Origin of the sequence: Pontibacter aydingkolensis, assembly GCF_019443125.1 — a bacterium.
In the GTDB taxonomy this organism is placed as follows: domain Bacteria; phylum Bacteroidota; class Bacteroidia; order Cytophagales; family Hymenobacteraceae; genus Pontibacter; species Pontibacter aydingkolensis.
Genome location: NZ_JAHYXK010000005.1, coordinates 168,166 through 188,813 on the forward strand (window position 1 = coordinate 168,166; position 20,648 = coordinate 188,813).

The 20,648-nt window shown below is 46.9% G+C and carries 12 protein-coding genes and 1 tRNA gene; 4 read left to right on the forward strand and 9 right to left on the reverse strand.

The window, feature by feature from the left end; genetic code table 11:
• Positions 1-230: 230 nt before the first annotated feature.
• The 8 genes from K0O23_RS08320 to K0O23_RS08355 form a co-directional block, all read right to left on the reverse strand.
• A complete protein-coding gene (locus K0O23_RS08320; protein WP_219876952.1) occupies positions 231-1,193 on the reverse strand; it encodes a PorP/SprF family type IX secretion system membrane protein in 963 nt (320 codons plus the stop codon).
• 3 nt (positions 1,194-1,196) lie between these two features.
• Positions 1,197-4,895 (reverse strand): Ig-like domain-containing protein, encoded by a 3,699-nt coding sequence (locus K0O23_RS08325; protein ID WP_219876953.1) that lies wholly within the window; start codon positions 4,893-4,895, stop codon positions 1,197-1,199.
• Between the two features lie 392 nt (positions 4,896-5,287).
• Entirely contained in the window at positions 5,288-7,954 is a 2,667-nt protein-coding gene (locus tag K0O23_RS08330) for a CehA/McbA family metallohydrolase (protein WP_219876954.1), read from the reverse strand.
• A 266-nt stretch (positions 7,955-8,220) separates the two neighbouring features.
• Positions 8,221-10,593 (reverse strand): endonuclease, encoded by a 2,373-nt coding sequence (locus K0O23_RS08335; protein WP_219876955.1) that lies wholly within the window; start codon positions 10,591-10,593, stop codon positions 8,221-8,223.
• Between the two features lie 148 nt (positions 10,594-10,741).
• Positions 10,742-12,922: an Ig-like domain-containing protein gene (locus K0O23_RS08340; protein WP_219876956.1), complete on the reverse strand. Its 2,181-nt coding sequence runs from the start codon at positions 12,920-12,922 to the stop codon at positions 10,742-10,744.
• A gap of 235 nt (positions 12,923-13,157) precedes the next feature.
• Entirely contained in the window at positions 13,158-13,577 is a 420-nt protein-coding gene (locus K0O23_RS08345) for an STAS/SEC14 domain-containing protein (protein ID WP_219876957.1), read from the reverse strand.
• 347 nt (positions 13,578-13,924) lie between these two features.
• Positions 13,925-13,997, reverse strand: a tRNA-Met gene (locus K0O23_RS08350).
• An 83-nt stretch (positions 13,998-14,080) separates the two neighbouring features.
• The gene (locus tag K0O23_RS08355) at positions 14,081-15,838 is read right to left on the reverse strand and encodes a BamA/TamA family outer membrane protein (RefSeq protein WP_219876958.1); all 1,758 of its coding nucleotides are present in this window, start codon (positions 15,836-15,838) and stop codon (positions 14,081-14,083) included.
• Between the two features lie 271 nt (positions 15,839-16,109).
• Here K0O23_RS08355 and hemW point away from each other — a divergent pair, with 271 nt between their 5' ends.
• The 4 genes from hemW (at position 16,110) to ctlX (ending at position 19,550) form a co-directional block, all read left to right on the forward strand.
• Positions 16,110-17,237, forward strand: a complete 1,128-nt coding sequence (gene hemW, locus K0O23_RS08360) for a radical SAM family heme chaperone HemW (RefSeq protein ID WP_219876959.1) — start codon at positions 16,110-16,112, stop codon at positions 17,235-17,237.
• Between the two features lie 106 nt (positions 17,238-17,343).
• Positions 17,344-17,760 carry a hypothetical protein gene (locus tag K0O23_RS08365; RefSeq protein ID WP_219876960.1) on the forward strand — a complete coding sequence of 139 codons (417 nt, stop codon included), beginning with the start codon at positions 17,344-17,346 and terminating at the stop codon, positions 17,758-17,760.
• Between the two features lie 79 nt (positions 17,761-17,839).
• Positions 17,840-18,610 carry a cyclase family protein gene (locus K0O23_RS08370; RefSeq protein WP_219876961.1) on the forward strand — a complete coding sequence of 257 codons (771 nt, stop codon included), beginning with the start codon at positions 17,840-17,842 and terminating at the stop codon, positions 18,608-18,610.
• A 7-nt stretch (positions 18,611-18,617) separates the two neighbouring features.
• Complete coding sequence (gene ctlX, locus K0O23_RS08375) at positions 18,618-19,550, forward strand: citrulline utilization hydrolase CtlX (RefSeq protein WP_219876962.1); 933 nt, start codon at positions 18,618-18,620, stop codon at positions 19,548-19,550.
• Positions 19,551-19,679: 129 nt separating this feature from the next.
• Here ctlX and metF read toward each other — a convergent pair whose 3' ends face one another.
• On the reverse strand, positions 19,680-20,636 hold the full coding sequence (gene metF / locus K0O23_RS08380; RefSeq protein ID WP_219876963.1) for a methylenetetrahydrofolate reductase [NAD(P)H]: 957 nt from the start codon (positions 20,634-20,636) through the stop codon (positions 19,680-19,682).
• Positions 20,637-20,648: the final 12 nt, after the last annotated feature.

The following is a 20,648-nucleotide window of genomic DNA, read 5'->3' on the forward strand; positions in this document are numbered from 1 at the left end:
CTAAAAAATTGAATTTTACCAATTTAAGCTTCTGTCAGAGGAATGCAAAGGTAACATACTATTAATCAGATACAAACAAATAAAGAAAATTAACGGAAGGGCAAAACAGGGAGGATAGTGCCATAAAAAACACCTTTGTAAATAGTATCAGAAAGGCTTCCTGCTACTAGCTAGTTAAAGAATAAAAAATTTAACCAGCTTAGGTAAATTAAAATTAAGCAATCACTATATTACCATATCCACTGAGGGCAAATGATCCTTCTGGTGTTAAGTAATTTAAAGCCTACTACAACTTCGTGAGTACCGGCGCTTACGCGATTCAGATTTGATGAGGTGACATCATAAGAGTAAGAAACATCAATAAGCGGGTTTACATAAACTCCTACCATAGCTACCAAGGCATCATTGTGGCGATAAGAAGCTCCCACCCAAAACTGCCTGTTATACACAACTCTCATGTTCGCATCTATAGACGCCGGACTTGGGTCAGCCAGCTTTACCATTACTGATGGTACTATGTCCAGTCTTTCGGTTGGCGAGAAGCGGTACGCTCCTGTTATAAAATAATGCCGCTGCAGGCTAAGTGCCGGATTTGTGCTGCCTTCCGCCTGAAAGCTTCCCAGATCTTCGAGCAGTTGCGCACCCGCTACCCCTATAGAAAAAGACTGAGAGTAGATCCACAGGCCCAGGTTAAGGTCTACTACGTTATTATTAAAGCTGCCCCCTCCAATCAATGGATCGTTGGGGTTCGTGAACTCAAGATCGCTGGCATTTACACTGTTCCTGATTATGCCTACTGCCGCGCCTGCAGAAACATTGATAGATCGTGTAACCGGTAAATGATAGGCGTAAGAGCCTGTTAAACCTGATCTGCGCAGTGGCCCGGTTTTATCAGTGTGAAAGGCCACGCCAACACCATGGTGCGCCAAAGCCCTGGTATACTTTGTACTGGCAGCACCTTTGTTTAATGGGGTGTGTGCCGTTACGTATGATGTAACAGGGGCGCCATCCAGGCCTACCCATTGCCTTCTGTGGCTTACCCGGATATCTGCATAATCCTCAATACCTGTGATAGCCGGGTTTAGCAGGTAGTTATTAACCATGTACTGGCTGTATTGTGGGCGTTGCTGCGCCTGTGCCTGCATCGCCCAGGCTAGAAGTATAAGCAGTATAGAAAGTAGGCGTCTGTTCATCAGTTAGCGGATAATAGTAACGTGTCCTGAAATTGGCTTGTCAGACCGGTTCAGGTAGATCATGTAATAGTATGTGGCCACAGGCAGATCCTCTCCTTTGTAAGTACCGTCCCAGGGTGTGCCGTAGCCATTGGAGGTAAAAATCAGGTTACCCCACCTGTTAAATATCTCTACCCGCACATCAGGGTAGTTCTCGATGTTCTCTATTTCCCAAATCTCATTTACACCATCTCTGTTCGGGGTAAAGGCATTCGGCACGGTGATAGCCGGAATCACTTCTACTGTCACTTCATCAGTGTCAACACAGCCTTCTTCCGTAGTAACTGTCACAGTATAGGTGGTAGTCTCATCTGGGCTGGCTACCGGGTTAAACACATTCGGGTTGCTCAGGCCTATAGCTGGCTCCCATACATAGGTAGCACCTCCTGTTGCCCGCAATTCTGTGGTTCTTCCCTGAATGATAGTTACGTCCGGGCCGGCATCTGCCTGTGGTGTTACTACTGTTACAGTAGCGGTTGTACGGGTAGTACTGGTACAACCACTGGCACTTACGGCCTGCACAAAGTATACTACCGACTGCGTCAGGTTTGGTGTCTGGAAACTAGGACCTATAAAGATTGGCGAACCGCCTGTTGCCACGTCGTACCATTCGTAGGTTTGGCCGTTGGGGTTTATAACGGTTAGAGTTGTTGACTCTCCTATACAAGCTGTTGCATTTCGGACTTCTAGTGTAGGGGCAGCAGGCACAGGTATGATCGTTACAGACACAACATCCGAAGTATCAGTACACCCTGCAGATGTTACCAACCTTCGGAACCAGGTATTTTGATTAATGGCCGCAGGCGTGTAGTTCTGGCCTGTATTGTTGCCCGCTGCATTTACGAAGCCCGTGGTAGCGCTTATCGTGCTGCTTTGCCACAGGAAAGTATACGTACCGTTACCACCTGTTGGAGAGCTGCCCGCAAGCTGCTCCGGCTGCGCACCTGCACAAACAGTCTGATCAGCGGAAATGCTGTTATTCGTAACTCCTGGGTTGATTGTGATTCTGACCACAGCACTTGTATCTCCGGCACAAGCTGCAGATACAACTACTCTTCTAAACCAGGTAGTGCGGTTAACAATACCTGGCGTATAGCTTTGACTGCTGTTATTGCCAGCCGCAGGAGCAAAGCCTGCAGTGGCACCTGTTATGCTGCTTTGCCACAAATAAGTATAAGACCCTGAGCCGCCCGTGGGCGCTGTGCCTACCAAAGGTGCTGGTGTTGTGCCGCGGCAAACTTCCTGGTCTGCTGTGATATTGTTGTTCGCCAACGCCGGGAACACCGTGATCTTTACAGCTTCTGATATGGCCGTACAACCTCCTGACGTTACTTTTCTCCGGAACCAGGTGTCCTCGGTCAAGGCGCCTGGCGTATAATTTTCGCCGTTATTAACGCCTGTTGCTGCAGTAAAGCCCGTTGTTGCACTTTGGGTACTCACCTCCCATAGGAAAGTATAAGGTGCCCCTCCACCACCTGTTGGCCTTGACCCGATTAGCGGAGCTGGTGTTTCACCAGCACAAATTTCCTGAGCCGCACTAATGGTATTCGCCGTGGCTGGCACTGGGTCAACGGCAACGATCTCAACTACATTGCTGGTATCAGCAGAGCAACTGCCCGAAAAAACAAGCCTTCTGAACCAGGTTGTGGTAGTGATCGGTGTTGTAGGCGTATAGTTTGGCGTGTTATTTATACCTGGCGCATCTGCAAAACCAGTATTTGCATTGGTGGTGCTTATCTGCCATGTAAAGGCATATGGAGTGCTGGTGTCTCCGCCTGTTGGTGCACTGCCGGTTAGCGCTGCCGGAGTTTCGCCTTTACACGTATTGCGTACCGGGTTACCTTCTACGGTATTGTTTGTAACGGCCGGCACCACCCTTATAGCAACCGGTGTTTTAGGCCCCAGACATACTACAGAATTTGCCGTATCAAGGGCAGCTACATAAAATGTAATGTCTGCTGTAAGGGTAGGCGTAGAGAAAGTGGGGCCTGTAAAAATTGGCGCAGCGTTAGGGTCGTTGGAATCGAACCAAACGTAAAGGGGACCAGGACTTGTAGGCGTTAAAGTAACGATATCTCCGGCACAGGCTGTACCAGGCCCCTGTATAGACGGTGCAGCCGGTTGCTGAAGTATAACCACTTCCTGCACAGGCGCACTTTGCCCGCCCATACTACTGTAAATATCATCTGAGCTGCCACACTCGTTTACGGCCTCTACGGCCACAGTGTACTTGCCTGGTGTGGTAAAGTCATACTCAAAGTCAAAGGTATCGGAGTTAAAGGTTCGCGTAACGCTGGTAGGTCCGGTAATGGTAATGGTAACCGTTACCTGCTCACCTAAGTTCTTGTCTATAAAAAGGCCCCCGGAGCCGCCTCCTCCGCCACCACCCGGAAATCCGCCTGCGCCTCTGCTGCTATAGTCTATGGTGGTAGGCCCGCATTGAGTTATACTGGCAGGCAGCTGCACCTGAGGCCAGCCTACTACAATTGATTGTGAGGTTGTATCGCTGCCGCATCCGTTCTCTACCACTAGTTCTATGTTGTATACTCCGGATTCGTTAAACCTGAATACAGGGTCTTTTGATGTCAGGGTTCCAGATTCCAACACATAGCCCTGGTCTGGTTGTATAGCCCACTTGTATGACAAACCTCCCCCTGTAGAACTGTCTGCCGGCGTGACCAGCACTGGAACACAGGGCGGTACCTGGTTTTGGTCTACCCGTTCTTTCTGGTCTATGGTAAAGTTTGCCTTAGGCTCTTTGCTTACCACAAAATCCTGGGTATAGATTACCTCGCAGCCGTTACCAGCCACAGCCCTGATGCTTATCGGGAAAACGCCCACCGAGTCGTAGGCAGTAGGGTTGGATATAGGAAAGTCTCCCGGAAAATACTGTTGCTGCTCACCGTTACCCCAGTCCACAAAGTATGAGCTTATATCGCCTAAGTATGGCGCTACAGTCTCGTTTGTGATCTCCGCAAAAACCTCAATATCATCATCTGCCACTGTATCCGGTAAACATACCTGAAAGCCTTCTTTTTCAGAAAACGCAACCTCCGGCTCTTTACGAACAGTTATCGCCTGGCGTACGGTATCAGACTCGCAGCCAGCCTGGCTAGTGGCAAAGACTTTCGTTGTAAAGGGTATCGTTCCCACGCCCTTCGATTCATATGTATGGGTAACAGTAGTACCGCGCGCCGTATTACCGTCCCCGAATATCCAGGTATAAACAATGTCAGGTTGCGGTGCATTAACTGAAAATGTAAGTTCGGTGCCGGCACAAGGCTGACCTGTGGGACTTACCAAAAAATTAGGGTTTGGCGGAAGAGGGTTTACGATTACTTCTATCTCGTTAGAAGTGGCTACCTGACAATCAGTGCCTGTTATACGCACCGTATACTTGCCGGCTATACTTGCTATGTAGGTATCTGCATTGGCACCTCCAATATCTGTGCCGTCGCGCATCCACTGGTAGGCTGTAATGTTGGCCCCGGTATTGGCTTTAAGCTCCACACTTTCGCCCTGGCACAAAACATTACCGCTACTCGCCGTAATTGTAGCCGGACAGGGAGAACCTCCTCCCTGTGCTATTACGATCACGCTCGAGAACAAAATCAAGCACAGTACCAGGAATATAGGATATAGTTGCTTCAGCAGAAGATGCATTTAAATGTGATTATAGGGTGAATTAAGCCGCATCGGCTCACTCTACATTACGATAACAATATATTTTCAGATTCAAGATTGATCATAGCCGGGCTTTGGATCCGGAAATAATCACCAGAAAGTGCTTTGGGGAGGGTGCACCCACTAGAAGTGAATCAGAGGGGGGCGCACAATCACCCTTTACCTCTATTGTTAAAACCTAAAAAAGGTTACACAACAGCTTGCTTTTTTACCAGCCAGTATAATCTTAACGCATTAACAGCATGCAAATTGTATAATATGCTCTATTGCCAGACTCACAACACAAAGGCCCTGCAACCGAAGCTGCAGGGCCTTTGTGTTAGTACTCATTTTTATACTTTAGACTGATATCTTTTAAAGATTGGACATACTTAACGCACCATTATTTTTCTGGCTAGCACTTTACTGCCGATCTGCACCTGCACAATGTACAAGCCTTTTGCTGCGTTCGTTAAATCAAGCTGCCTTTCTACATATCCGCTGGCTCCGGCTAATGCCTCCTCCAGAACTACCTGCCCTGTTAGGTTAATTACCCGCACCTGCACGTTTTCCTTTTTTCTCAGATCCAGTGACATTCTAAAGTAACCTGTTGTAGGGTTAGGCCAAACGCTGAATTTAGCTGCGATATTTACTTCATCGTTTACCCCCAGCACCGCATTGTCGTTACGGGTGTACCATATGGGCGAAGTAACAGTTCTGCTACCGTTATCCTGTGTAATATCCAGGTAATAGTAGCCTGTGGCCAGGTTTGCCAGCCTGTCATCTGTATAAGTTAGAGAGGGTCCGCTGCTTGTAGTCAGGGTTGTAGCATACACTCCGCTTCCTGGCACCCCATGCATTAGCTTAATGCTTGTTACCGGAGTAGACGTATCTGTATTTACCGTGATCTGAGGTGCATATCTGTCTGTAAAAACACTGCCCATCGGCTGCGAATTTATGGTAAAGTATACTTTTGTGTCGTAATCCTGGGTGGCGTAAAAACGCATACTCTTTAACCCTTCCAACAGATAATCCTCGGAAAGCTCAGGCGCCATTACTACCAATCTGGACTTTGCAGTACGCCCAAAAGTGAAATTGTGGTTGTCATGATCAATAACGGGGCCCAGGTAGTAGCCTTTGCTAAGCATTCTGTTGTAATAGCCCAGGTAGCTCATGGAGCTTCCCGGATTGGAGTAAGAAGTGTTTGTTGAGAAAGCCGGACCTGATTCTACGGCAGTTCCTACTATTGCTCTGTCACTCAGTTCATCATAGCCGGCAGCCAGATTGTTATAATCACTGGTACCAGGGTGCGCCAGGTAGGCAATGGCGTTTTTACCATGTTTATTTACGCGGTTAAAGAGCCCTGATGCACCCGTGTAAGTACTCTTAGGCACATAAATCTGGTATTGACCATGCTCCCAGTTTACAAGAGAATCCAAACCATACACGATCACGTGACCACCGCCGCTAATGGTGCCCCACTCCATACCATAGAGCGCTACAAAGTTAGAAGAAGTAGCGGCTTTGGCTTCGTTTATTCCAAGTTGCCACTTTGATAAATGCATACCGGCTCCTGTGTGGTTGTGCTCGCTTATCCCCAGGAAATCCATACGCATACCCTCTTGTGCATAGGCATAGTTGTCTATCGGTGTTTTAGTGCCATCGTCTTTGTTACCATCGGAATAGCTGCTGTGGGCATGCAGGTTGCCGTAGTAAAAATTTAGTATACCCGAGTTTAACTCACGTGTTTGCTGAGAGCCAGTTAAAGGAGAACCGGTTAAGTATAACGGACCACCAGTGCAATTGCTGCTTACAGCGAACACATGGAAATAGTAAGTTGTGTTCGGTTCCAAATCGCTTTGGGTGAAAAAAGTTGTATGGCTTTTATGAATAACTTTTCCGTTGCCTAGGGCAGCACCAAGCTGGTAACTGGTGCCATTAACCGGAGCCTCAGAAAGAGAAGAAGTGTTGCTCATCACGATAAGGTACTCATCTACACCGGCAAAAGCATCGAATTTACCCTGTATCTTAGTAGCTGTATAGTAGGTTATACCGAAGTTGGAAGGTTGCCCAGCCGGAGCAGCGCATACTGGTGGTGTAGCAGTAGTATTTGAGCCAGCAAGCGGGTTAGCAGCAAGGTAAAGCGGGCCACCAGTACAGCCGGCACTTGCCAGAGAATATACAAAGAAGTTGTATGTTGTGCCCGGTGCCAAACCAGCTACCGTGAAAGATGTTGCAGTGCCTCTTCCAATAACCACTCCGCCTCCAAGATTAGTGCCTGCACTGTAAACAGTGCCATCTGTTGGCTGCGCCGTAAGGGCACTTGCAGTGCTCATTACAACTAAATACTCACTTGAACCTGACGCGCCTGTAAAAGAACCTGAAATATTGTTGGTGGTTGTTGTATTAAACACTAATCCGGTAGGTTGGCTTGTTGGTGTAGTACAAGCAGGTAAATTAGCAGCCCTGTGTACGCCCAAACGATTCGAGTCGTCCAGATCATCTGCATCCTGCACTATGTCTATCGACACACTGGCCCATTCGGTAAGTGTAAAGTTCGCGTTAGGGTTCAGTACATTAGGGTTCCTGACATAGCTGATATCCTTTGCATTTATGCCGTGGCCAAAAGCATCAATAATATTATCCGAACTATTGAGCAGCGCAATGCCATCGTTACCATTAAAGTTTATGACACTGTTTGATGTTTGCGCAGCGCTGGAAGCCGTAAGGTAGAGCACTTCTGTACCGTTATCTGTACGGCCAATAAGAACAGAGCCATAAGCAGGAATCTTTACTGTGAGAGGTAGCGTATTTGATGGTGAGCCGGTAATACCTATGGTACCTGTATCTCCACTTTTTTGCCATGCTGCTAACTTTAACCCTTGTGTTCCTGTATTTACTTCTGTGGCGCCCAGATTGGTAAGTTCAATCCATTTGTTTACTCCACCGCCTTCATAGTATTGGGAAATAATAACCTGGCCATTCGCTGAGAAAGCAGGTAGCACACCGATAATGAGTAGCAAGAGGTAAAGAGCTCTGCTAAGGTAACTGTTCATCATTCACTAAATAAGAGATTAATAATGCATACAAGTTTTGCAATATATCTCCGATGTGAAAGCGTTTCAGGTAATAAATTATAAGCTCACTATATAGTACATTGATTTATTAGCAGCATTATATATATTGATTTAAAAATGGTTTTATAACCCTTGTTACAGGCAAGTACCAGCTTTGCAAGCTGCTTACTTTCAAATGATTTTGCTTAAAACAGAACAGGCCCTGCAACCGAAGCTGCAGGGCCTGTTTTATTACTCCCTTTTATACTTTATTTAACTACAACAAGCCTTTGCACGGCCTGCAGTTTATCGGTTTTGATATACACAAAGTATAAACCAGCAGGTAGGTGGTTCAGGTCCAAGATGTGCTGATGCGATATATTTTCTATGTACTGCCCATGCACCACTTTACCCAAAGCATTAACAACGCTTAGCTGCACCCTGCTTAGTGGCTTTTGCGTTTGTAACACGGCCTTGGCTGTTGTAGGGTTAGGCGCAACTGTAATGCCTACTTTGGCAGCGTATTCTGGTATAGTGGTAGCAGTAGCTGAATAAAGGCCCACGTCATCCACATTCCATACTTCTTTATCCCCGCTTGTCTTTATCAACAGCTTAAGCTTTACAGAATTGGTACCTGAAGGTATACTTACATGAAGTCTGGAGGGAGCCTTATCTGCAGCAATATCTCCCATCTCATTATTTGCTTTGATGAAGGTTCTGGTTACAGGTGTTCCTGCCGTTGTAGAAAGTACAGCTGTTCCGTTCATTCCATAGCGCACATTATTGTCTGTCTGGTCGCCTGTGATCTTAAGGTCAGGGGTTGCTGAGAAGCCGGCACCATTTAAAGCTACGTATACCTCCAGGTAATCTGATGCCTCAACCCCATTACCAGTAGTAGTAGAAACTGCGGAATTATACAGCTCCAGATACACATCCTCTTTACCTGTTATATCTACTTCAGCAAACTCTAAAGTGCTAAGAGTTAATGATGCTTGGTGGCTGGAGCCGCTGCGTACCCGCTGGCCACTTGGGTAGCCTGTATTGTCTGATGACTTGCTGAAGCCTGAAGTAACTGCCCAGCCGTCTGTTGCGGTAGCGTTAAAGTTCTGCACGATGATCAGGTTGCCAGTGCCCGTAGGAGGTGCCGTAGTTGTAACAACATAAGTTGGTGCTCCATCTACTGCATACATCTGACCGTTTGAGCAGCTCTCGAAAACCTGCACATGATAGGTTTGGCCTGCCTCTAAACCTGTAACAGCCACACTGTTGCCCGCACCATTGTAAATTAGTCTGCTGCCGTCGGTTAAGGCATTTGCTAAAGTATAATTTGCGTTGGCACCTTCGTAGCTGTTACCGTTTACTGGCGCAAAAGTACCTGCCGCGTCTTTGCGAATAACTACCAGTCTGCCGTCTCCGGATCCGTTTGTCCAGCTTAGGGTAAAGCCTGTTTGAGTAATGCTGCCTGCAACTAAAGCCGATGCTGTGGCAGGTGTGGCGCTGCAAGTATAATCGGCAGTGGTGGCAGTTAGGGTTGGCGCATTGGTTGTGTTGTATGCTTCTGAAGAGGCGCAGTACTCAAACACCTGTACATAATAGGTTGTGTTGGCTGTGAGCCCTGTAACTGTTACACCCGAACCTCCGGAGCTGTGCACCAGTCGGTGGCCCCGGCCCTGGTCAGCTGCAAGTGTATAGTTGGCATTAACCCCGGTATAAGTTCCTGTGGGAGTAAAGTCTACAGCTGCGCCTTCTCTGATAACCACCAGTCTGCTGTTACCGTTTCCGCTGGTCCAGGTAAGGTTGAGTGATGTAGTAGCAATATTAGATACAGCCAGGTTTGAAACCTGTGCTGTTGCCTCGCATACTACTGGCGTAAAACCCCATGCCGTTGCCACCAGGTCTGGGTAATCGATGTAGGGGTTTCTGTTGCCCTGTACTACTTCGGTTCGGCGATTACGTTCACGCTCTCTTTCATCAACAGGGTCTTGCAGGTGCCACTGGTAAAGGGTATTTGCGTCGGCAACCGCCGAGATAACATCTTTACCCGCGTCAAAAGTCTGGTTGGCATGCATGGTATAAAAGTAGAAGATAGCCCTGGCCAGGTTGCCTTTATGATCTTCGCGTGGCTCAAAGTGGGTATTGGTATCTTCGCTATACTCGTCGATATTTGCTGTTGGAATGGTGCTTTGGGAACTGGTGCCACGCACCCATTTAAGGGTTAGGTTATCTGGTATCTCGGCAAATGGATCGCTGCCACGATCAGAGTTCCATGTTTCGTAAGTCGGGAAAAGATGGTGAATGTCAGAACGCATTCTCTCTGCCTCATCAAACCACGACTGTGGCACAGTGTGCTCGCAGTTTATAGGCAGCATGTTTGCCGTGGAAGTTGATGACTCGCTGTACGTTCTACTCTGCTGATAACCGGAGTACACGCAGGTTACGGTGTTGTTATAGTTATCGATGTAGTTATACATCTTGCCGCGCGCCGTACCATAGTCCAGCACAACGCGTTTGCCGTCATACCAGTTGGTGCGCAGCCATGTTTTTAGTTCTTCGCCGGAAAGGTGGGAGGGAGGCGCAGTTTGTGCACTGGCATATTGCACAAATAATAGCAACGCCACTGCAATGCGTAAAAATTTTTTCATGAAAAGTTGGGCTGGTTAATTTGAGGCAAAACTAGCTAATCCAGCATCTCTTCGGAATATATTTTAATTAATTTAATGTTACTTACCGTATTATCTACACCACATGTTACTTTTTCTTTGAATGTAGCAAATAGCTTTTAGTTAATATTTAAATGGAATCTGTGGCTAAACTCATCTTATATCCATGGTTATCGCAAACCATGTTTAAACTAAGCCATTTTACCACTACAACTCTTTGGCTGAATTGCATTTGCCCTGCTTTAACAAAAAGTACATACAATCCAGCGGGCAAATCAGCAAGATCTACCTCAGTCTCTCTTTCTATTATACTTTCCCTCTTACTGTAAACGGCCTTACCTGCCAGGTTATACACTGCTATTGTGGCCTGCCATAAAGGTTGTTGCGTGTATAAGATAAACTTTCCGGTTGTCGGGTTCGGCGAAACCATTATACCTGCCTTTGCCGCATCAAGTGTTACAGCGTTAGGAAGAGGCGTTACGTTTAAAGGATCAGAAAAATCAGAAAAACAGCCTCCTTCCTTTTGCACACGCACTGTGTATGTACCGGCAGCATCAATTATTATACTTTGTGTTGTGGCGTTGGGCAACACCACGCCATCTTTTTGCCATACATAAGCTACGCCGGCTATACTTGCCGTTAAAGTTGTAGCCCCCTTGCTTATACTTGGTTTAGGGGGCAACGGCAATACAGTTATTTTTACAGGGTCACTTACCAGCAAAGGACACGACTCTGACACGATATTTCTCCTAAGCCAGGTTGTTTGCGCCAGCAATCCAGGTGAATAATATTTCATGCTACTGATGCCGGGAGCGGTGCTGTAATTTATGCCATCTATACTTGCCTCCCATAAATAAGCGAAGTTCATACTCCCTCCTTTCGGGGCCAACCCGCCTAATTCAGCGGCTGCTTCTCCTGCACAAATTGTCTGTGGCTCGCCAATGGTATTGTCGTAAAAGGGTTCTGCCAGGCCTACCTCAACAGTGGTTCGCGGCCCCACACAGCCAGCCTCGTTTATTGCCTCTACATAATACACCGTATCCTGCACTACAGGAACTGTTTGTATAGAAGTACCCTCTCCGTAAACTGAGTTTTGATGACCAATAAAATACCAACGGTATGTAAGCTTTGGGTCAGGATTCCTCACCTTTAGTGTAATCACCCCATCTTTACAGGCAGTCGCCCTATCGGCAACGGGTGCGGCAGGCACAGGAAGTATACTTAAGAGAATGGTGTTACTGTAACTATGCTCACAGCTGCCTGAAAGCACTTTTCTTCTTAGCCACGTTGACTGCGAGATCGTACCCGGACTATAAGTCCTTACATAATTCTGGCCCGGGGCTAGCATATAGTTTATTCCATCATAACTTATTTCCCAGATGTAGGAGTACACGCCATTTCCACCTGTTGGTATAGAGCCATTTATACTTGCAGGAATCTCGCCAGCACAAAGCGCCTGTTTTCCATCTATAATGTTGTTTCGTATAGCTGCCGATACGTTTACAGTTACTTCGTTTCTGCCGCTAACGCCGCACTCGTTTTCTGCCTGCACGTAATATTGGGTGGTGGAGGTTAAAACACCTGTATTAAAACTTGCACCAGCAGCAATCGGCGTTGCCGCAGTAGCGCTATTGAACCATATATATGTTGTACCCGACTTTGGATTTTGGACCGTTAGCAGTACACTTTTCCCTTCGCAGGTAAATTGGTTAGATACTTCGGGCAGCGGCGGAACCCTGGAGATGGTAATATACATGCTGGCGGCAAGACTTTCCCCGCATGCGCTAACAGCCCTCACAGCTATACTTCCTGTGTTGTTTCCGGATATCACATGCACAGTGGCAGTACCCTGACCAGATACCACTGTCCAGTCTGTTGGGAACATCCACGTATAACTTGTAGCACCCTCTACCGGATTTACACTATACGTTGCCGGCGTTACCGCACATAGGTTAGCAGGGCCGGAGCTAAAAACAGGTGTGCTTAATGCCACTGCAGTAGTCAGTTCTATACTATTGGACTCAACTGTACCGCAGCTACTGCCAGAGGCTTTAAGTATATAAATACCGGGGGTGCTTGCCTGGTAATTTTGAGTGGTGGCCACAGGTGTTGCTTGCCCTTGCAGATACCATTCCCATGAATCCGGGTTAAAGCTTGCACTGCCTGTTAGCTGTATCTGCTGGCCCTGGCACAGCAAGGTGGCGGGAGCCGAGATGGTAACCGAACATGCCTGAGCCAACGCGGGGGTGAGGCAGGCTAGCATCAATAAAATAATAATGGTAAAGGCGGATCGGAGTAAAGTTTGTATCATCGGCAGCTATGTTTGATCAAAGGGCTTGAGCAAATATAGGTGCAACACGCTGCTCTTCAAAATCATGATACAGTTAATGTTACAAGCACTATAGGAAACCACACCATGGTTGATATGAAGGTTAATGTAGGCAATATTTCTCCTCAAAATCCTAAGACAGAAAAACCCGGTTCATTTCTGAACCGGGCTTATACTTTAAATCCTAGATTTTTAAATCTGATACTGCTGAGCGTATTTACTTGCTGGTTTGCAATACACGATGCTTTAACCACTCTTCTGCCTGCGGCCTGTTGTCAAACACCTCTGCCCCGAAAGACTTTAACTCTCTATGAAATTTAGATGCAGAAGCCTCTCCAAAGCTTTCAGGAGTCGTGATCATAGCAAAATGCTTTAGTCCTGCCATTGCGGCTCTTGGAGCCCACTCATAAAGTACCCAATCCATGGAATGGTCCCAGTTGCCAAGTATTAAACGGGTATCATTTAAAACACAGTTCAGGCCTGCATCTTTCATAGCATTAATATATGCTTCGGCACCATTCTTAATGTTATCGGCAGTTAAATACCCCATCCAGTTTACATGAACCCATTCATTCTTGGTATCTACGTCGATAGTCAGAAACACTCTTCCAAAGGCGTTCTTTAGTTCTTGTCTCATAAGCTAAAAGTTGAATTACATGCTGTAAAAGCATAAAAAGACAACAGCACGTACATGTATTTGGTTCTTCTTCGGCTATGTAATATTACACATCTTTATACATACTACATACATCACACTACTTAAAGTTATTCTTTTTGAAGTATGGGTGCTAGTGTACGTGCAAAATAATCGAACTGGTACGAAAATAGTTCTTGAGGTAAATCTTGCTATTATCCGTTTAGGTTGGAGCCTCTAAATAAAGTATTATCCCAAGCACTGCCAATGACTCTAAAAATTATACTTGGAATATGAGCGGTTAAAAACAAAAAAGCCTGACTCATTTCTGAATCAGGCTCTCTTTCAGGTAGCGGGAACAGGACTCGAACCTGTGACCTTTGGGTTATGAGCCCAACGAGCTACCAACTGCTCCATCCCGCACTGTTATTGTGTTACAAAAGTAGTATAAACATACTTACTATGCAAGCTATACATACCAAAAAAAGCAAAAAAAGTTGTCTTACTTAGAACTTGCTGGTAATTCCGAAGTGTATCTTCGAGTACCTCAGCGACACAGGCTGCTGATCGGATTTGCCCAGCGAGTACACTAACTGAAAAATACCTGCGCCTGTACTGAAACTGATACCGCCACCTACACCAAAAGGATAATCGGATATTTTGCTATTTTCGAGGTCGCTGCGATAATAGGCCTGGTCGTAGAACAAGAGCACATACGAATCTGCAGCGGTAAACAGCCTGTACTCTAACGTGCCAACAGCATAAGAGGAGGCGTAGAAAAAATATTCATCGAAGCCACGCAGGGTATTAAGCCCCCCAATGCGATACATGTCGTTCAGGAAAATCTGGTCGTTTAGCAGCGCCTCGCCGCGCAGCCGTGTTAGCAACGCACTGTTTGTGCCTAGCCGCATAAAGTTTTCCACCCGTAGACCAAGGCTAAGCTGAGTTGTTTTCAGTTTAAGGGTATCATAAAAACTTTGTTCAAGATCGGTATTGCGCAACAGCCTTTTGGTGCCGGCAGCCAGTTGCAGCTCTACAAGCCGGCCTCTTTTCGGGAAGTAAAAATCATCAAGGTTATTCCAGAGGTAGTTCAGGCCATACGTATTAGTACGGGCATCAGCCAGATCGAAGGCTTGTAGGCTCTGGGTGCTGGCCGAGGAAAGTATTCGCGAGTTGCGCCACTCGGAAAACACACTAAACTTGCCATACTTTAACGTATAATAGGCTAGCTGCAAGCGCGGCTGTATGGTAATAAAAGATGAATCCTGTTTTAGCAAATTGAATTTTGTGCCAACCTCGAAAGGTGTGCCCAGCAGGTTAGGGTGCAGGTACTCTCCGTTAAGTATAACCGAACCTTTGTTTACCCGTCGCCACTGCAGCCCCAGTTGCTTGCCTGTGCCACGTATGTTCCGGATATTCAGGTTGGCCTCACCGGTTATCAGCAGCTTGTCCTGCCGCGTAGGGTCGGGCAGAAAGCCCACTATGCCATCTATTTGGTTTGCCTGCCGGTCTTCCAGAAAGTATAAAACTTTGGCCTTATCACGCACAAACTGCACTTGTGGCGGACGGGTTTGCCGGATGTAAGGTAGTTGCGTGAGCATGCGTTGCGATGCGTTTACCTGGTCCTGGTTGTAGATCTGGCCGGGCAGTAGTTGCAGGTAGCGCATCAGGAACTTTGGCTGCGTTTTGGTTTCGCCTATGATACCCAGCGTATCGTAGGTTACCACAAAGGCTTTTTCTACCATCAGGGCTGCATTTATCTTTCCATTATCAATTTTCATGGAATCAAGCCAGACAGAGGCGAAGGGGTAGCCGTTGCGTTCGGCATAATCCAGGATGCGCTGCTGCAACTTTACGTATTCTGCCGGTTTAAAAGGCGTATCGCGGTAAAACTTTTCCCGGAAGCCGGACTCTATCAGAATACCCTCGCTAAGATTGCCATTTCGCAACTGTGCCCACTCAAATCGCTGGCCCAAATGCAGTTTCACGTGGAGCGTATCGCGGCGCAGGTATAAACTATCGGCAGAGGCCAGCAAATAGGCATCCTGCTGTAACTGGTACACCAGTGCCTTCGCCTCTTTACTAGCCTCCACAGAATCTGCATGGGCACTCCGGAAAGTATAACTGCGTAGGAGGAGGGCATCTTTAGGCAAAGCATGAACACGAAGTATAACCTTTGGCCGGAGTGTAGCAGATTGCGTTTGGGCTTGCACCTGGGGCAAGCACAAAAGCAAATACAATACTACGGCGGCTATTTTATACATTTGTGTTAATGATTGTTGAATTGTTTGATGGCTAAATTGTTTAGCTATAGATGATCTCCAATTTTTCATCCCCCTACCCCCTTTAAAGGGGCACTTTTCCAAAGTACGTAAACTATATTTAGAATTACGTTTTGTGAGTGTTCCTCTTTGAAAGGGGCTTGGGGATGGTTTACACAACCAGAAAAATAATTTTTATGCAAAGGTAAGGAGTTCTATGCTACTGCATTAAAGTCCATCAACAATTAACAATCAGCAATTTAACAAATAAACATTGTCCGGCATTTACCTCCATATCCCTTTTTGCAAGCAGGCCTGCCATTACTGCGATTTCCACTTCAGTACCTCTATGGGGCACAAAGAGGTTACCATACAGGCCATTGCCCGTGAGCTGGAGATGCGCCACGACTACCTGCAGGGGCAAACTGTTCGAACCATATACTTTGGCGGCGGCACTCCCTCACTGCTTACACAGCAGGAACTGGAGTTATTGCTACAAACCATAAAAAGGCTGTTTATAGTTTCGGAGGATGCTGAAATTACCCTGGAGGCTAACCCCGACGACCTGAAGCCGGAGAAACTACAGGAACTGAAGGCAGCAGGCATCAACCGCTTAAGCATAGGATTACAGTCGTTTCATGAGCCGCACCTGCGCATGATGAACCGCGCCCACAATGCCACAGAAAGCCTGCAATGTGTGCAGGATGCCCAGGCAGCCGGCTTCGAGAATATCACTGTAGACCTGATCTATGGCATCCCGGCACCGGACCATGCTATCTGGCTACAAGACCTAAAAACACTTTTCTCGCTTAATGTGCAGCATGTATCATGTTATGCTTTAACTATAGAACCCGATACGGCTTTAGGCCGCTGGAGCAAGAAAGGCAAGTTTATACCTTCGGAGGATGACTTTACGGCACAGCAGTTCGAAATTTTACTGGAACAGATGGCACAGCATGATTTTGTGCAGTACGAGATCTCCAACTTCTGCCAGCCAGGCTATGAATCTAAACACAACAGCAATTACTGGCGCGGAGTGCATTACCTGGGGGTGGGGCCTAGTGCGCACTCTTTTAACGGTGTATCCAGGCAGTACAATGTGGCTAATAACCGGAAGTATACCGAAGCCATCAGCCATAATAGTATTCCTGCAGAGATAGAAGAACTTACCTTGGCCGACCAGGCAAACGACTACCTGCTAACCACGCTGCGCACGATCTGGGGCTGTGATCTTGTGCAAATGCGCGACAAGTATAACTATGATGTAGAAGTAGCACATAAAATATACCTGCAGGAACTACAGCACAAAGAACTGGCAAGTATAAAAGATAACGTTCTATACTTAACAGATAAAGGCAAACTGCTCGCCGACCAGATCACGCTGGATTTAATGGTTGGATAAAAATACACATACCACTTAAACTTATATATGGCTATACTCCGTACAGCATATATAGTCTGCTAAAGTGCTGCGTTCATATTTATTAATGCATAAACCTACTGCCTGTATGCCCAAGCCGCATTTAACCATAGTCTATACTTCCGACGACTTCAGGATTGAAGCAGACGACAGCCTTGCTTATGTTAGAACAGAGTGGCTGCGACCACTTACCGACAAAGAATTTAAATCAGAGGCGATGAAAGCATATAGCGTGATATCCGAAAGAAGTGCAGAGAAAGTGCTTGTAAACGCTGAGCAGGTATCTATACTTGGTCCTGAAACCAAAGACTGGCTATCTAATACCTACTACACTTTATTCTCTGATACTGCAGTTAAAAAAATGGCACGGGTGATGCCCGATAACCTTTTCAAGAAATTGGCCCTGGCATCTGTTGTAGCCAGGGCAGAAGCATCTACCGAAATCTCTTATGCTATTCAAGACTTTGCTTCTGAAGAGGCTGCCGTTAGATGGCTCCTGGAGTAACAGTTATCAGCATAATTTAAGGCTCCAAAGTATAGGTTTGCGTAATTTGGCTTATACTTACTAAAAATCCTGCTATACTATGGAAGCCACTGTTACCTTTCAAGACCAAACTTTTACGTTTAATCCGCTGCAACCGCTGGATATTTCGATGCCACTGCATAACCATGAAGTACAGCCGGAATGCTTTTGGGCAGAGCCTGTTCAGTTTGACGTAATTCGGGTTGGCGACTTTGTAGGGAGCGTGGCAGAGGGAGGCAGCACCAATTACAAACGCATACATGTTACGCCGCATGGTAACGGCACCCACACTGAGTGCTACGGCCACATCTCCGCCGACGAGAACGCCACCATTCACAACTGCCTGAAACGTTTCCTGTATGTAGCCCAGCTAGTAACCGTTCAACCCCAAAAGCAAGAGAACGGCGATGAGGTGGTGATGCTCGAAGACTTGAAAGCACAGCTGCGAAGTATAAAATGCGAGGCTGTTATACTTCGCACTTTGCCTAACTCCGATGATAAACTTACCCGCCACTACTCCGGCACTAACCCACCCTACCTGGAGCATACCATCGGGCAGTACCTGGCTGAGAAAGGCATACAGCACCTGCTACTGGACCTGCCGTCTGTAGATCGTGAACTGGATGAGGGTAAGCTACTATGTCACCACGCTTTCTGGCAATACCCGAAAAATACCCGTTGCGGCGCTACCATAACCGAGCTTATTTATGCACCAGATCATATTCCAGATGGTTTATACATGCTAAATCTGCAGATAACCAGTCTGCAATTAGATGCCAGCCCAAGCAAGCCCATACTTTATACTTTAGCACCAGTTTTTCCGGAGTTATAGAATTACCATGAAACAAACCACCGATACCATTTTGATGATCGAGCCGAGCAACTTCTGCTATAACCCGGATGCTGCTGAGACAAACAAATTTCAGAGAGCAGCTGAAGGGATGACGCCTGCCGAGGTACAGGCCAGGGCGCTACAGGAGTTCAAATTAATGGTGCGGCAACTGGAGCAAGCCGGAATTGATGTAAATGTGATACAGGACGTGGAAAACTCCTGCACACCGGACTCTATCTTCCCGAACAACTGGTTCTCAACACACCAAAGCGGCCAGTTGGTTACTTACCCTATGGCACCTGCTAATCGCCGCGCAGAGCGCAGACAAGATATTATTGATTTGCTGATGCAGAAGTATGGCTACAAAGAGCTCGTGCAGCTGGAGTATTTTGAAGACCTGCCAGAGCCTAAGTTCCTGGAAGGCACCGGAAGTATGATACTGGACAGAGTGAATAAGATTGCTTATGCCGCCCTTTCGCCCAGAACGGAACCGGAGCCGCTTCAGGAGTTCTGCGAGAGGCTAAAGTATAAATTACATACTTTTAAGTCATACGGACCAACAGGCGAGTTAATTTACCATACCAATGTAATGCTTTGCGTAGGCGATACCTTTGCTGTGGCAGGGATGGGTGTGGTAGACGAACAGGACAGAGAGCAACTACGCCTGCAACTGGAAAGCACCGGAAAAGAGATCATCGAACTTACCCCCAGCCAAACACACCACCATTTTGCCGGCAACATGCTGCAGCTCCGCAACCGGCAAGGAGAAAGTATACTTGTTATGTCGGAGGCTGCTTATACTTCGCTTACTGAAGAGCAATTAGCAAAGCTGAGGAAACATAATGACCACCTGCTATACTTCCCGGTACACCTGATAGAGCAATGTGGTGGTGGCAGCGTACGCTGCATGATCGCCGAGATCTTTAAGCCGGAAATTTAAAGACCTCGCAGCGTCCGGAGGGCCTGCGAGTGTCTGGAATTGAAAGGCCTTTGCTCGTGCAGAGTTACTGCTTCGCAGATGACAGGTCAGACGCTCGCGGGTCATAAAGACGCCGCAAGGTCTGGTATATTAAAACAGCGCTTCTGCCACTTTTCTTACCGATTCTGATTTACCCATAGAATAGTAATGCAGGCAAGGTACACCAAACTCCATCAGCTCTTTAGACTGCTTTATGGCCCACTCCACGCCAACCTGAGCAGCGGCTTTGTTATCCGAGCAGCCTTCAATAGCATCAGCCAGATCGCAAGGTATTTCTATATGAAACAAACTTGGTAAAAGTGTCAGCTGCGTTTTGGTAGTCATCGGCTTTAAACCCGGAATGATCGGCACGGTTATACCTTCTGCACGGCACTGGTTTACAAAGTCGAAGTACTTCTGGTTATCGAAGAACATCTGCGTTACAATGTAATCTGCCCCCAGCTCCACCTTCTTTTTAAGCCAGCGCAGGTCAGATTTCAGGTTTGGCGCCTCGAAGTGCTTTTCAGGGTAGCCGGCCACGCCAATACAGAAGTCGGTGCAGCTGTTTGTCACTTGCTCATCGTCCAGGTAGCAGCCGTTGTTCATTGCTACCACTTGCTCTATCAGCTGCGATGCATAATGATGCCCGCCTGCCTCCGGTACAAACCGCTGCTCGCTTTTTACGCAGTCGCCACGCAGTACCAGTACATTGTCTATACCTAAAAAGTGCAGGTCTATAAGTGCATTCTCAGTTTCTTCTCTGTTAAAGCCGCCGCAGATCAGGTGCGGCACCGTGTCTACTTTATAGTTGTTCTGGATGGCTGCGCAAATCCCTACCGTACCAGGGCGCTTTCGGGTCGTTATCTTCTCTAAAAGCCCGTTTTCACGTTTTTTGTACACATATTCTTCGCGGTGATAAGTCACATCAATAAAGGGTGGTTTAAATTCCATCAAAGGATCGATGTGATTAAAAAGGGTTTTCATATTCTCGCCTTTCAGCGGAGGCAATATTTCAAACGTGAACAGGGTTTTCCCGTCAGCGTTTTTGAAGTGGTCTGTTACTTTCAATTTATGTTAAAT